This is a genomic window from Natrinema sp. HArc-T2, assembly GCF_041821085.1.
GTDB lineage: Archaea > Halobacteriota > Halobacteria > Halobacteriales > Natrialbaceae > Natrinema.
Genome location: NZ_JBGUAZ010000003.1, coordinates 22,287 through 37,394, shown reverse-complemented (window position 1 = coordinate 37,394; position 15,108 = coordinate 22,287). Strand labels below are relative to the sequence as shown.

Genomic DNA, 15,108 nt, shown 5'->3' with positions numbered 1-15,108 from the left:
AGTGAGTAGAGTGGGGTAGTTCACGTGGTATCCTCGTCTTGTGTTCCGTCTCCGTCTTGGCCTCCGGCGATGAGATTAATTGTCTTCGACTCGTTGGCCTCCGATTCGAATGTGGAGTCGTTGTCGGTTCCGGCTTCTATTTTCAGCTCACCTTCCTCAGGCTCGAGGTCGGACAGCGTCACATCGAACGACTCGTTTTGTACGGTCTCGCGAGCTGTGATGGTATCGTTCCTTCCAGTCGGGTTGAATGTCGCCCGAACTACGTCCTGGTTCGTCGTCCCGGAGACGTTCAGAGTACCGTTCAACAGTTGGACCTGTTTTGTTCCATTCTCTTCTGTGAGATTATCGACCGCGACACCGCCAACGGTAGTGATCTCGAGTTCGGTGTCTGAGCCGTCTGCACCCGACTCGGAGCCGTCGCCGAGGAAGCCGAGCGGTCCGACGAACGGGAGCGGGGCCCCGAGTACGCCCGCGGCGACAACCGCAATCAGGGATATCAGGACGACGACACCGATGGCACCCACGGCGATCTTCTGGGTGCGACTCACTTTCGAAAGTGCGTCGAACGGACTGTCGTTGTTCGACGGTGGTGGCGGTGTCTCGAAGATAGAGAGCTCGCGTTTGATCCGATTCCTGATCTGTGTATCACTCTTGCTCGTTTTGCTCCGCAGATCCTGGATCTCCCCTTTGATCGTCGAGACCTTCTCGTTGACAAGTTTTCCCTCCATCCTGCGGCGCTGTTCGTCCATCAGGCGCTGGGTATCGCCCAGCGGTTCGAGTCCCCGATGGCTGCCGACCTCGACAGCGAGGTCGCAATTTGCGAGTTCATCGATGTCAGTGTTGTCGGCGATCGCGACCCGCTGTGCCGATCCCTGAAGGAACTTCGAACACAGCGCGAGTGCTTTCCTCGGGGAGGAGACGCCGAACCGCAACCGGTTCCCCGACCGCAGCAGGCTCGAGATAAGTTCGTGGTTGAACTCCGAACCTGGAACGGACGAGTGTCCCTCCCCGAGCGCGGAGTACACCGCGACGTCGTCGGACGAGGTCTCGAGAGACATACCGTGTTCAGTCTCGACCCGATGGCGGAGATCGGATTTGAACTGCTCGAACAGGTTGCTCGTTTGGCGAGTCCTGTAGACGGCGTAGAATTGTTCAGCTCGACCGACGTTCGACTCGCGGGCACGGAAGAACACAACGAGTTCGGTCTGGGAACCTCTCTTAAGATACAGCTTGACTCCTCCGAAAAAGAAGTTCTCTATCCGCTCGTCCGGTCGTCCCCGTCCTGACTCGCCGTACGGATTGCCGTGTGAATCGTATATTGTTAACTCCGTCATTAGTCTCACCGTCCAAGTTCGTCCAGCAGTCGATCGAAGCCGATCGTCATCACCGATCCCGTCTCGTCACGCATCGGCACGCGGTCGCCATTGTCGTTGACGGTCGTCTGGTAGTAGACTGGATGGATCTCCGCACCCGCAGTCTGCCGAATGAGGCTATCGACCTCCTTGCTCTGTCGAAGCCGCTGCCCGACGTAGTCCTTGAAGTCGTCGTACGCGAGGTGTGGTTCGATCCCGTGCTCCGCTCGGAAATCCTCGACGAAGACGTCAGCTTTCGTCGCGACGATGAACACGCCCATATCGTTGGCGGCCTGTAGGATGCTGAAGTATTCTGAGATCTCGAGCGGTTCATTGCTGACGAGCCGTTCGAGGTCGACCAGCAGAATGAGGGTGTCTGCCTCTTCGACCTCCTCCGCCAGCCGTAGCAGCGTGTTGTCGGCCTCGTCGTCGGTGACCGCGCCTGAGAGGGCATCCGGTAACCGACCCAGATATTCCCCCGCGTAGTCGATGCTCGAGACATTCACGTTCTTCGGGAACGTCGAGCCGTGGACGTACTGGAACTTGAGGTCCTTGATCTCGCCGCGACCGGTTGCCTCGATGAGCCATCCCTCGGCGCGCTGGTCTAGGTTTTCGACCATTTCCATCAGGTCCTGGCTCGGCTGGAGCGGCGTCTGTTGTGTCGCCTCGTCCTCCTGGCCGCGGTTCAGGGCCTCGAGATACGCGCCGATGAGAAACAGGCTTTTGCCGGACGCACGCGGCCCGAGGACAAAGAAGTCCTCCTCGGCGTCGTACTGGATGAACCGTCTAACGGTAAACACGAAGATCCCGCTGAGGACCGCGTTCCGGACGAGCCCATCGCTTTCGACGGCGAAGTCACCGTTCGTCCCCACCACCTCGACGCCGCTAGACGAGACCTCGAGCAGCTGCGGATAGATCAGATGCGTCTCGATCAGCGAGCCGAGTATCAGCAGGGTGACGATGTAGTAGATCCCTTTGGCCGCTCGGCGGAACTCGAGCGCTTCGGCGGTCCGGGTCCGGAGCAGCTTTCGGCCGCCGCCGAGAAAGAGCCCGAGCAAGACCCCGACGCCGAGCCATGTGAGGTTCGTCGACGCGGTGAACTCGATGTTCGGAATGAAAAGCCCCATCGACTGGAGCCCGAGCAGCGAAATCACGAGTCCGATCCAGAGGAGATACCCCTGCCAGCGTTTCTTCGGATCGATCGTCAGGAGGACGAGCAGTCCCACGAAGATACCGAGGAAGAACACGCTCACGCCCTCGAGGTCGATCACGTCGACGAGGAGATGGACGTTGATGAGCTCCCGTGTGAGCTTCCCGCCCTCGTAGGCCGACCCGAGCATCGTTGCCAGCGGAAGCGTCAGCAAGAGCATCACGACGAAGTAGCCGAACAGCGACAACTTCTCCTGATGCTGCCGCAGCGAGGCGATCGTGGCGCCGATCATTTTACACCTCCGCTGTATTCGTACGACTCGCCCGCGCCCGCTCGTTCGTTGGCGGGCGCCCTGTCGTCCCCGCCGTCGTCGCCGTCATCGTCGTCGTCGAAGACGGGGATGCGCTCGACGTACTCGTCCAACAGCCCCTGTACGATATCGGGCTCGTCCTGCAGGTAGAAACCGACGTCTTCGTCGCTTTCCATGTTGAGCATCTCACTGCGACGGACGTAGAAGCCGTCCTCGAGGCCGTGGTTGTGGTGAATGAGGATGTCGTCGTCCAGCTCGGACCGCCGTTTTTCGTAGCCCGAGCGGTAGCCGTCGGCCTGGACCATTTTCCGCAGGTTGTCCAGGAAGATCCCGTCGATGAACGCGCTGACCCCGATGTCCCAGCTGTCGCCGATATCGTGTTGCCAGCTCGTGTACGGGTTCTCAACCCGGTTCCCGCTCGCACCGAGATCGAACGCGCTGTTGAACCGGTTCTCAAAGTCCAGCGCGTTCGGTTCGATCTGATGAACCGCCTGACTCAACACGCCGACGCGGACTTTGATGTCGTTGTACCGCTGTCGGCCCTTGCTGAAGCTTCGCTTTTTGATCCCGGAGTACTGCTCGTTGAACACGTTCTCGATGAGGTCATCGAGCGCGCTGTGGACGCGCTGGTTCTCCTCCCGGCTGGCGAACAGGTCGCTGTTGCCGATCGCCGTATCGCCGGTCGCCCGGAAGACATCGTTGGGCTTGATGTTCTTGACGTAGACCGACTCGTCGCGCTCGGTCGCGACCGTTCGAGTCGACGAGTCGGAGTCGTCGTACTCGCTCCGCTGGCGGTTGAACTCGGCGATCCGGTTCGCGTACGCCTCGCGCCGCTGGTTGAGTTCCTCGAACAGGTCGACCGTCCGCTCGTAGGTCTCGTACTGCGCTTCCAGGTCCTCGAGTTCCGCCTCGAGTTCGGCCTTCCGGTCCTGCAGTTCGTCAGTCCCCTCGATCTCGGCCTCGAACGCCGACTGGGCGATCGCGCGGAGGCGTTCGATCTCCCCGCCATGGTCGAGTTCCGACTCGAACTCGCGGCGGAGATCCGACTCGAACTCGTCGAGTCGATGACTCAGTTCCTCGACAATGTCGCCCTCAAGGTCGCGTTCGCGATCGCGAAGCTCCGTGATGACCGACTCGGGGTCGTACTCGACGTCGGCGGAGAACGACCCGCCCGCCGGACCGACGCTGAAGACGCCGCGATCGTCGAGTTTGTTCTTTTGGACCCGGTAGTTCCGGTTCGCTTCCTCTTTTGCCTGCTCAGTCTTGCCCGACCACGGCGTGAGTTTCTCGAGCGTTCCCTCTTCGGTGTTCAGCGTCAGGAACGCCTTCCGCGTTTCCTTCAGTGCGGTCAACGACGTTTGGATGTCTGTGCGTTGCTCGTGGAAGTCGATTCCGACGCGGTCGAGCACGGTCTCGAGGTCGTCGAGCTGCTGGCTGATCGCCTGACTGGTGAGCTGATCGACATCGTCCTCGTTTCTGGCGTTGACGATCTCCGAGCGGAATTGCTCGAGTTCCCGCGTGAGCGCGGCGAGCTCGCTCTCGATGGCGTCGATATCGATCTGCTGGTACTGGTCGAGTACCGGCTTGACATCGCGTTCCCAGTCGCGGACCTTCCGGTCGACCTCGTCGGCCTGCTGTTGCTGGAGCGTCTCCAGTTCGTCGACGGTCTCTTCGAGTTCGTCCTCGAGGCGGCGACGCTGGTCGTCGATGTCGCTGAGCTGCGTCTCGAGCCGATTGAGCTTCACGCCGGCGTTGCCGCTGCCGTCGTCGCTGTTGATCAGGTACTCGACGGCGTCCCTGACGCGGCTGTCGTCGATCGATTGTTTCTGGACGAGCAGCCGGTGGCGCTGGACGATGGCCTTCAGGTCCGCCTCAAGTACTTCGGCGAGGGTCTCGTCGATGTTGTCGACGAACCGCCCGGCCTGCTGGCCGGCCGTATCGACCGCGCGAAGCGAGCCTGAGATGATGTCGATCTTTTCCGAGACATCCTCGCTTTCCGCCTCGGCGTCGGAGACGATCTCCGAGAAGATCGAGACAGACTCGTACTCGAGTTCGTTGAACAGCTCGAAATCGAGAAGCGATCGGAAGTCGTCGAGTCGCCCGTTCAGGTCTGCACGGTCGAGATCTCGGAGTCCACCGCCGCTCGGGCCTCCGTACTGATCGTCGAGGAACCGCTCGATCTGTGCGTAGATGTCGCGTTCGGCTTGGACGGCTTCTTCCTTGGCGGTGAGGATGTCACGGAGCGCGGTCCGCCCCTCGTTGATCGCCTCGACGTTGTATCGGAGGATCTGCGGAATTCCGATGGTAAACGGTGCGTACGTCGGCGAGTCCGCGAACGGGTCCTCAGTCCCGACGGTGTTGTAGTAGGCGGCCATCAGGTAGACGATCGCCTCGTCAAACTCCTGAAGGAGTTGGCTGTTCTGTATTTTGTTCCCCCCTTTCCCGTCGAACCCGGTCGGGTCGATCGGAAGCAGGATCCGATCCTTGAACGCGGGTTCATTAATGAGGTTGAGATACTCGAGTTCTGAGAGGGCGGCGTAGGCGTTCGCGTTTTCGCGGATCCCCTCAGTGTGGTTCGGGAGAATGCCAAACAGTGTGATCTCCGCCGTCCGCTGTTTCTGCTGTAAGTGACGCGCGAGGTCGATCACGATTCCGGACCCGGTCCCACCACCGAGACCGGCGAGGACGGCGACTTTCCCTTTGTCGGGGAGGTCGATGTACGTCGATAGCTCGTCGTCCTCGGCGTAGGCTTTGTAGTACATCGCCTTCCCCAGTCCGCGTTTCCGGACGACGCCGGTCGCAAAATCGAGGTTCTCGTTGATGTGTTGTTCGTCGACCCACCAGTCGTCTTCATCCATGCCGTTCCCGGCCGTGATGCGGGGTACAGCGGCCTCTCCGATCAGATCGTTCTGATCGTTGAGCTGGATGTTTCGCGTGATCATCTTATACTCGATCGTGACATCACCGGGTCGACCGGTTCCCGTCTCTCGAAGTTCCGATTTCAGGGTTGCAACCTGCTCGCGGATCTCTGCGATCCGCTCGCGGTCGCTGTTTTCTTCCTCTTCGGCCGTATCGAGAACCGTCACTCGTACCGTTTGTGGATTCGGTCGTGGCTGGAGGATCTCCCGGAGTACCCATTCCGACTCGAGCAACTCAAGAGCGATCTCTTTTCCGGCACCACCGACTGAAAATATTCTTCCTGGTAAATTCATTTGATTCTATGTTTTCACTGGAACGTTATTTCAGTAATACTTATATTTTTTGGCAGAACCGAACGACGAAGGCGCACCAGCCAACCGTTAAATTCCGGGATCGAACGATGTGGCGTGCTGACTGGTAACATGATTGGTAGACAGAAGCACCAGTCTGAGGTGATTGTGATTGGTGTCAAGAGAGAAATAACAGATAAATATCAAGTCATCAAAAAAAAAAGACTATAGCAGATCATGACATGGTGCCAACGAGATGCAATTACCGGACGGCGCTGTAGGCAGCCACCCTGTGCTTGCAGCCCTTGAGGAACGAACGTGTATGTTTTGTGAGAGGAGATTGCGGCGGGGTCGCCTCAAGGGAAACGACGCGGTGATCTGTGACGCTTATGGAATGCTGGGCGTGCAAGTGTGGTGACAGTGCGAGTCGGACGATACTCTTTTGGAACAAAAACATGATGCCGCCGTACACTCATCGGACGCCACGGCGTCGTTTTTCGCCGACCACGACGACGGCGCGATCACTGCGGATCAAGTGTGGCTGATCGACGAGCGCACGCCAGCGTGAGCCAGCGTCGCGACTGACACCAGTGAGGAAGCGTGGCCGCCGCGACCTGCCAATTCGTACCGCCGTCGCCTCATCCCTCCATGGCGGCCTGCGTGGCCGCGGCTGCAACGCTCGCGACCGCGACGAGCGGTGCCGTTCATCCTCATACTTGCGTGATAAGCAAGTACGGTTGTCACTCCGTCCACAAATAGAAGGATACAGTCAAGACGTCTATGGACAACTGTCGTCTCCGGTAGGATGCTCGAGACCGTATTCGGAAGTGACCGCCGAGGACCGCTCGAGAGCCCCACCTATAGCTACCCAACCTCCTAACCAACCGCCTGCGTGATGTGTGGGTGCTGTGTGCTGAGAGATGTAGCCTCTCTCGAGGCTGTGTTTTTCTCGGTGTCTACGGTGAACCGTGGACGCCAGCTGTCTCCGGGGACTGGTCTGGTTCGCTCGCGTTCGGTGTCTCACCGGGGATCTCTGCATCGGTGGGGAGTACGAGCCGGCGTTCGGTGTACTCGAGACCGTTCTTTCGCTCAGTCCGTTTGCGAACCGCAACACGATGATTCGAAAGATCAAGTGCGGCGTCGATCGTCCGGGAGACGAGTTTCTTTGCATACGTCTCGCTTGTGCCGGGCTCCTGTCGGCGGATCCAGTGTTTCAGGTCGCTCGCTTTGACGTACTCCTTGGTTCCCTTGCACCCGGATTCCCAGGGGTTGTCACCGACGTTCGAATCAGCACGTGCTTTCCACAGCCTTGCAGCGAGCCGTGTTGGCACCGCATTCGCCGTCGAGCGAAGCATCTCCTCGTCCATGCGGGAGAGTTGCTGAATCGGAAGCAGGTCACCATGAGCAAGTGCGACGTTCCCACCGTGGTCGAGTGGGTCGTCCGACTCGGGGAGCCGATAGTAGGTGTGGCTGTCGTCTTTGGTGATCCGCTCGAGGTGATCGCCGTCGATATCGATCTCGTGATGATCGACGGTCTCTGTGAGGAGGTGCGCACCTTTCTCGAGTTCGCGGGCTTGGAGTTCCTCGATCCGCTGTTTGTTCACTCCCGATCGCTTGCGCGCGGCATCTGTGAGCGCGTCAAGCCGAGTAGTCTCCTGTTCGCAGTCATTGAGACGGTCGCGAAGGCGTTCGTTCGTCTCCTGGAGGTCTGCTTTCTCAGTTTCGAGGCCCTCGAGTTGGTCTTTGGTTTGTTCGAGGTCGGCCTCGAGCGTGTCGACGCGCTCGATGAGGTGTCTGTTTTGTTCTTGGAGGTGCTCGATCATTTCTGCGAGGGTGTCAATGTCGACCTCACCGTATTTGGGGAGACTACTCATCGGTGTCGCCTCCGTTCAGGCGGGGTTGAGTGTGGGATGGCGCGGTTTCATTTCCGTCGTCACTGACGATCGAAAGTTCCTCGAGGTACTCGATCCCGACTTCTCGCCACTGCGACTCGCAGAGTTCGAACTCGATGCGCGCCCACGCGTATTCGCCCTCGAGTTGTGGTTCGAAGACGACCTTTCGCATCGGGCCATGGACGGGCGTCCACTGAAGAGAGAATCCGTCTCTCATTGGTCCACCTCCACTCGCTCGAGAAGTTCGCAGTAGGCGCGTTCGAGATCTCCGGGGGTGATTGGATACTCGAGTTCGAGCGTGATTGTGACTCGGCGTTCGTCAGTCATCGCCGATCACCTCGCGCTGCGTGCATCGCGGCGAAGATCTCCGTGACGTCAATGTGAACCGGACGGTCTGTCCAGCCTCTAATCGAGTCAACGTACGCGATCCATCTGTCGCGGTCCTCTTCTTGCTCGAGTTTTTCTGTGTGGTCTAGTTCGCCACGGACGCGGAACCAGTACAGTCCTGCATTGTCGGGCAGGAATCGTTCCGCGCGATCTGGCGTCACGTAGACGGTGTTCGTGGCCTCATCGACGTGGTGGTGGAAGCCTTCTCCGTCTTCTCCGAGGTAGCCGTAGTAGCTTCCCGATTGCTCGAGGACGATGTCGTCTTGCTGTCCATCCGAAACGTCTACTGCAGTCGATGTTGTAGTTGCCATTGCTGGTTGCTCCAGCACGGGGTCGGTGCCTGAAACACCGGCCTCATATTCTACTGAGGCATCCCGTACTTGCTATCTAATAGGAAAGGTTCTACCTTAGCTCTTGTGCAATCTGCACATGCTTATATACAATTCTTAACAACAAGTCTAAATGCGTACTAGTGGAATATATGCACATGGCGGCTACATAAGAAAACAAATCGATGGATCCTGATGATCTCAGACCCGCCGACGAGGCGATCCTCGACGAATTAAAAGGTGGTCGAGTAACGAAGGGTGCATTAGTAGATTGGACCGGTTATTCGAGAAATACCGTCTACAACCGCCTTGAGGTTCTTGAAGCTGCTGGCTACGTCGAGTGTGTTCATGATGGTACTCGGCTGTTCGAACTTATTGATGACCCTCGGAAAAGCGACTGACACCAGTACCGAGGATTAATACCTCTGTAGAGAGCGTTGTCTGATACAGATAATTGAAAGTTTTTTTCAGTGTCATCCATTATGTCTAAATCTTCTCACAGGTAGTCCGACCTACACACATTTAAGATAAGTACTCTCTTCGTCACTCGAGTATGCGGAACGAAAGGTCCATGTGCGGTGACTGTCACACACTCTGTGAATGACGGTCGACGCCCGCGAGACGATACAGACGTTCTTGGATGACCGCCCCGACGGCGAGCGCGCGCTCGAGGCAGTCCTGGAGGCCGACGCCGACGATGAGCCGTGGACGTTCGACGATGTGGCCCTGGACTCGGGGACCTTTGGCGAACTTGTCTCACGTGGTATCGTCACGAAGACCGACGGTGCGTATCGCGTCGCGGAGCCGGCGGTCGTCGAAGCGGTGGTGACGGACAAGGACCTCGAGGCGGCGACGGCGCCGGACGGCGGTGGGTTCGAAGTCGATTTCGAGCGGCTCCGGGACGCCGTCGATCCCCGGGAATGGACGGCACTGTTTGGGGCTCTGCTGGTCGTGGCTGCGGCCCGGATGACGGCCTACCGGTCGGTGTTCCAGCAGGGCTACGTCGTGTCGCCGGGGAACGATCCGTACTACTTCCGCTACTGGATGGAACAACTCGTAGCAAAGTCGTCGGGGCCAACGGACTACGACGTGCTGGTGGATCCACCGGCTGGTGTTGCCGCCCGGCGACCGTTCACCCATGCGACAAACTGGTTTATTGCCGAGCTGCTTGGTGGTAGCCAGGCGGTAGCCGAGACGGTTGCGGCGTGGCTGCCTGTCGTCGCCTCCGTCGTGCTCGGGGTGGTGATCTACAAGCTTGCCGTCCTGCTCACGCGCGATGTTCGCGTCGGGGTAGCGTCCGTGCTCGTCTTCGCCGTGACGCCGATCCACGCGGTCTACACTGGGCTGGGGTTCATCGATCACAACGCCCATCAGTATCTCTGGCTCGGCGTGACACTGGTGACGCTCGCGTGGCTTGCCGTCGACCTCCAGCGGCGACTCGAGGGCGATGTTGATCGACATGAGAGGACTGTCGATCATCTCCGCTCGCCCACGACATGGCTGATCGCTGCGGTCTTCGGCGCCTCGATCGCGGCTGGGACGCACGCCTGGGGTGGCTCACCGCTGTTGCTGCTTCCACTGGCAGCGTACATCGGGCTACGGGTCGCGCTGGACGCTCGAGCCGGCGTGTCGCCAGTGCTCGCGAACCTGCCGCTGCTCGCTGGGCTGGCCGTCGGGAGCGCGCTGTCGCTCGGGGTGCACTCTCGGTGGGGCTGGCATGCCACGTTCGTCGCGGCGACGCCGTTGCTAATCCTCGGCGGCGCGGTCGCTGTTGTCGTGCTCGGCGAGGTGTGGCGGCGGCTCGAGAGCCATCTCGGGGGGCTGTTCGCGCTTGAGGGTCTCGTTGCGGTCGGCGGCCTCTATGCGTTTCGTCGGCTCAGGCCCGAGGACTGGGCCGAGATGACGACTCGAGTCAATGATTTGTTCGCTCGAGCGGGACCAACCGAAACAGGATCGCTCTTTGCGACGGAGTACGTCGTGATCTTCGGCCCGCTCTATCAGCTCGGGATGGGGTTTTACGTCGCACTCGCTGTGCTGGGCTGGGTCACGTGGCTGGTCGCCCGCCGGTACGAGCCCGGGTGGTTGCTCATTGGTACCTACGCCGGATACCTGCTCGTTCTGGCAGGGGTCCAGGTGCGGTTCGCCGGGCAGTTGGCGATTCCGCTGGCCGTTCTCACCGGGCTTGGACTCGTCCACCTACTCTCTGTCGTCGACTTGGCGCGAACCCCGGTGCCGTTCCGTGAGTCGGCCCCCACTGTGGGGAGTGGCACGCGAGACCGTGGGGCGGTCGCCGCCGACGGCGGTCGACGGCTCGAGCCGTCGGTTACGCTGCCGGATGGGCGCGCGATCGGCTATCTGGTCGGTGTCGGCCTGCTCGTGTTCGGATTGAGTCTCATCTACGTGCCCGGCCTGACAGCGGACGTAACGCACAGCGAGGCGCAGGTCGCAGCAGCGAGTGCGATCGATGAGCACGCTGAAGCGACCAACCGAACCTACCCGGGGAACTACGTGTTGAGCGCGTGGGGTGACAACCGGTTGTACAATCATCTGGTGAGCGGTGAATCGGAAAGCTACAGATATGCTCAGAATACTTACGGAAACTTCCAATCTGATAGGGATCCCGACGGCTGGTACGACCAGTTCGAGGGGCGCGTCGGATATGTCGTCGTCGAGGAGGTCGACGCCGACGTACCGGCCGACAGTGCACAGGCGAAACTGCTCGAGGACCGCGGCGCCGGTGACAACGGGGCCGGTGGCCTCACCCACTATCAGGCGATCTACATTGATGACGAAGTCGCGGCGTTCGCAGTGGTGCCTGGGGCGATGCTCAAAGTGCCCGAGGAGTCGGGGGCAAACGTAACTGTCGCGACGGAGGTGGCTGTTTCGGGCAAATCAATCACCTACGAGCAGACAGCGACCGTTGGGAACGATGGCCGTGCAACGGTGACGGTGCCGTATGCCGGCGAGTATTCGATCGGGAATCGGACAGTGACCGTTTCTGAGGACGACGTGCTCAACGGAACGACGGTCACGCTTGAAGAGTGAGCGTTCCGGTCAGTATGGGCGGACGGTCGGTGCGTTTGGCAGCCATCAGTGAGCAGAGCCTCGAGCGAACGCTTCCGAAACGAGTATTCAAACCAAATACCGATTACTCAACCGCACGTTGATTTCGGCGTGCATGGGTCACTTCGGGGTAGGTACCAGAGGAGACCCTGCTTCCACAGGAGTCAGTTACTACTCTAGACGAGTTTGAGACACGACCGAATTATGAGCGTAGAAACTTTCGGTAGATGCGTTTTAAGAACGGTTTCGGAAGGAGGCGAATCGGTATTCTAATGCTAAGATTCGCAAATGCGATTCCCCATCCATAGAACCCTGATTGAACGATAGCACGTTGTAATTGGACTTCACGACGGGCAACTTCGCGCCCTTGACGTCGTGTTATCAGCTCCGTAGCTCGGACGTTCACAAGTGTTTCAGGTATATTAGCGAGCTTCTTACCATTCGCCAATAGCCGACACCAAAGCTCATAATCCTCTCCGTATTCCATCTCTCGATAATTTCCCACATCAAGTACGGCATCGCGCCGAAACATAACTGTTGGATGATTAATTGGACACCGATAATATGCCCTTCTCTTAATATCATCTGATTTTGTCGGCACTTCACGAACAGATGTAATGTCGGTAGGTTCCGTTTCAAATTCCCCAATATATCCCCCAACAACGTCGGTGGATGGGTTTGCGTCGAAATATTCTAACTGTCGACTTAACCGATTTGGACACGCTATATCATCAGCATCAATAATAGCAATAAACTCTGAGGTTGCTCTTTCCACACCAATCCTTCGAGCATGTCCTCGCCCCTGCTCATCAATAGCAATATCGTGTACGGAAAAGGGGGCGTTCATTTCGAACACAGTAATCACTTCGACCAGTTCAGATGGGAGATTATATCCCCGTACAATAATGGCCTCATCGGGTTTTCGTTCTTGTTCTAATAAACTAGTAAAGCAGTCTCGTAATTCGGATTGGTTATCTCCTGCATATGTCGTCATTACGACTGAAACGGTTGTATCCATATCTCCTGTTTGAGACCATTACATATTTCGCTCTTGTGAAGCACGTTGTTGTTGAATCAGAGAACTGCTCGAACGATTTGTTTGAGGGCTTTTCGACTCGGTTTACGAAAGCACTGATGGGATGAAAGCCTGCTAAGTCCCCACGCATGGATGAAGGAATGGGGTGGCAAAGGCTGACACTAGACAGCGCGAAAAGCGCGTGGCACTGATTAGCCGAAATGCCAAGGAAGCACCATCATGAGGCCAAGCCCGACTGCCCGGGAGTGATCGGGGTTTGGTTTGAATACTCGTTTCGGAAGCATTCGCTCGAGTCGCCAGATTCGAACAGCGTACGGCGTGGCCAAGATTCAGAAGTGACGCAGACCACTCGAAGGCAGTCGGGCGACGACCTCGAATAGGTGTAGCTCCCTCCATGCATTACCATCTCAGAGGAAGCCATGTACTACCTCGGAATCGACGTTCATAAACGTGACTCGTACATCGCTGTGTTGGACGACGACGGTGATGTGGTCGAAGAGGTTCGCGTCGAAAACGCGAACCTCGACGACTTTGCTCAGCAATACGCTGGATCAGAAGCAGCGATCGAAGCAACTATCAACTACTACACGATCTATGACAATCTCAGCTACCATCTTGATGTCGTAGTTGCCGATCCATATCAAACCAAAGCGATAGGCAGTGCCGAGGTCAAAAATGATCGGCTCGATGTGAAGTTGCTCGCGCAACTTTGCCGAGCCGGAATGATCGCGGAGAGCTACGTCCCGCCAGATGAGATCCGCGAGCGCCGCGCACTTGTGCGCGGGCGCAAGCGGCTAGTCGAGAAGCGGACAGACTTCAAAAACGAAGTTCACGCTGTACTTGATCACCATGGAATCGAGTATTCGTGGAGCCCGTTCAGTAGGGAAGGTCGAGAGCTCCTCGCCGGCGAGGATCTCTCGCTGGGTGTTGTCGGAGAGAGCTTGATTGAGTCGTACCTCGCAGTGATTGATAAACTCACTGAGCAAATCAAGAGACTTGAAGATGTTATCAAAGGCTGCGCTGCGTCTCTGGAGGAGACGCAGCTACTGATGACAATTCCTGGAGTGAGTTTCTATTCATCCTTGTTGATCACAGCCGAGATTGGTGAAATTGACCGGTTCGACGCTGCAAAACAGGTTGTGAGTTATGCTGGACTAGATCCAGTCGTCCGCGAGTCAGGTGACTCGCGGACTGAAGGGAACATCTCGAAGCACGGAAGCGGTGACTTACGATGGATCCTCGTCCAGTGTGCGAACGTTGCTGTAAATCGGTGTAATGATCTGTATCTTGGACGGTTCTATGCTCGGCTCAAACGCCGGAAGAACCATCAGATAGCGATCGTTGCAACAGCTCGCAAACTGCTGGTCTCTATCCATCATATGCTCACTCGGAAGGAAGCCTACGATCCACCTAGGGTGAGTGCCTGAGGACCGCCGATCGGCGGTCCTCGGCAGCCGGCTACTGCTAGCGTTAGCAACTGCTCTCTTCCAAGAAGTCCCCCGCCTGAGTGATTGTTACACAGGTTATGAGAGCGCCGGCCAGTGATTGTGACTACTCTTAGTGGAAATGCTACAGCCTATCCCAAAACTATACGAACGAAGACGTGGTTTGGTTGGGTAGCAGGCTTTCATAGGTGTCTAGTTCAGCACCTCCTGAGCTGGCGTTCGGCCATCGAATGCTTGATTCGGCCGATCGTGGTTGTAGTGGTGTCTAAACCGTCTGAGCCAGCGACGTGCACTGGCTGGACTGTCCCGCCAAAACGAGTGAAAGCGGTCGATTCGCATTGACACAGTCTGGAACCATTTTTTGATGTGGTTCCGGTCTGTGTAGTTGAGTTGACCGTTCAGACCGTGTCGAAAGAGGGCGGTCAGATAGCCACCGCCATCAACCAGAAACTCCGTGTCTGACACGTCGTGTTTCTCGGTTAGCCGATGCAAAAATGTCGCCGCGGGACCGATCCCGCGGCGGCTGTATACGTCGATTTCGAGCAAGAGCTTCGACTCCGTATCGATCGCCGCGTACAGCCATTTCGTTTCGCCATCGACCTCGATCTGTTTCTCATCAACGGCGACCCGCGACGGCGCTGCCGTCGGCGGGTCTGCCTGGCTCTCCACGAGATCATGCGTCCAGTTCCAGACCGCTCCGTGAGACCGATCGACGCCAAGTACGTCCAACACAGCGACGACTTCCCATACCGACAACCCCATCGAATGCAGGCGCATCCCGAACACCCTAACGGGTGTCGGGGTGCGTTCGTTCTCCCAAGCCTCATCACAATCCACGTCTACGCTCTCTCTGAGCAGGTTGGCGAGTTGTATGGACACTTCTTGCCACCATCTGCTCGTTCCTCAAACTCTCATCTAGACAGTGCCCGCGGGCG

Annotated in this window: 11 protein-coding genes; 3 read left to right on the top strand and 8 right to left on the bottom strand. The window is 58.0% G+C overall.

Features of this window, described 5'->3' with window-relative positions:
* Nucleotides 1-20: 20 nt before the first annotated feature.
* The 6 genes from ACERI1_RS07795 to ACERI1_RS07770 form a co-directional block, all read right to left on the bottom strand.
* A complete protein-coding gene (locus ACERI1_RS07795) occupies nt 21-1,334 on the bottom strand; it encodes a hypothetical protein (protein WP_373617533.1) in 1,314 nt (437 codons plus the stop codon).
* A gap of 5 nt (nt 1,335-1,339) precedes the next feature.
* Nucleotides 1,340-2,794, bottom strand: coding sequence for a hypothetical protein (locus ACERI1_RS07790; RefSeq protein WP_373617532.1), 1,455 nt, complete (start codon nt 2,792-2,794; stop codon nt 1,340-1,342).
* A complete protein-coding gene (locus ACERI1_RS07785) occupies nt 2,791-6,024 on the bottom strand; it encodes a tubulin-like doman-containing protein (RefSeq protein ID WP_373617531.1) in 3,234 nt (1,077 codons plus the stop codon). Before ACERI1_RS07785 ends, ACERI1_RS07790 begins: the two co-directional genes overlap by 4 nt.
* Nucleotides 6,025-6,977: 953 nt before the next feature.
* Entirely contained in the window at nt 6,978-7,895 is a 918-nt protein-coding gene (locus tag ACERI1_RS07780) for a hypothetical protein (protein ID WP_373617530.1), read from the bottom strand.
* Nucleotides 7,888-8,130 carry a hypothetical protein gene (locus ACERI1_RS07775; protein WP_373617529.1) on the bottom strand — a complete coding sequence of 81 codons (243 nt, stop codon included), beginning with the start codon at nt 8,128-8,130 and terminating at the stop codon, nt 7,888-7,890. Before ACERI1_RS07775 ends, ACERI1_RS07780 begins: the two co-directional genes overlap by 8 nt.
* Before the next feature lie 106 nt (nt 8,131-8,236).
* Nucleotides 8,237-8,611, bottom strand: coding sequence for a hypothetical protein (locus ACERI1_RS07770; protein ID WP_373617528.1), 375 nt, complete (start codon nt 8,609-8,611; stop codon nt 8,237-8,239).
* A gap of 203 nt (nt 8,612-8,814) precedes the next feature.
* On the opposite strand from ACERI1_RS07770, the gene ACERI1_RS07765 reads away from it, so the two are divergent.
* Together ACERI1_RS07765 and ACERI1_RS07760 are read left to right on the top strand one after the other, a co-directional pair.
* Nucleotides 8,815-9,030, top strand: a complete 216-nt coding sequence (locus ACERI1_RS07765) for a helix-turn-helix transcriptional regulator (RefSeq protein ID WP_373617527.1) — start codon at nt 8,815-8,817, stop codon at nt 9,028-9,030.
* Nucleotides 9,031-9,229: 199 nt separating this feature from the next.
* Complete coding sequence (locus ACERI1_RS07760) at nt 9,230-11,674, top strand: MFS transporter (protein WP_373617526.1); 2,445 nt, start codon at nt 9,230-9,232, stop codon at nt 11,672-11,674.
* A gap of 220 nt (nt 11,675-11,894) precedes the next feature.
* On the opposite strand, the gene ACERI1_RS07755 is transcribed toward ACERI1_RS07760, so the two are convergent.
* Entirely contained in the window at nt 11,895-12,710 is an 816-nt protein-coding gene (locus ACERI1_RS07755; RefSeq protein WP_373617525.1) for a glycosyltransferase, read from the bottom strand.
* Nucleotides 12,711-13,147: 437 nt separating this feature from the next.
* Here ACERI1_RS07755 and ACERI1_RS07750 point away from each other — a divergent pair, with 437 nt between their 5' ends.
* A complete protein-coding gene (locus ACERI1_RS07750) occupies nt 13,148-14,155 on the top strand; it encodes an IS110 family transposase (protein ID WP_373617524.1) in 1,008 nt (335 codons plus the stop codon).
* Nucleotides 14,156-14,365: 210 nt separating this feature from the next.
* On the opposite strand, the gene ACERI1_RS07745 is transcribed toward ACERI1_RS07750, so the two are convergent.
* Nucleotides 14,366-15,046 carry an IS6 family transposase gene (locus ACERI1_RS07745; RefSeq protein ID WP_373618149.1) on the bottom strand — a complete coding sequence of 227 codons (681 nt, stop codon included), beginning with the start codon at nt 15,044-15,046 and terminating at the stop codon, nt 14,366-14,368.
* Nucleotides 15,047-15,108: the final 62 nt, after the last annotated feature.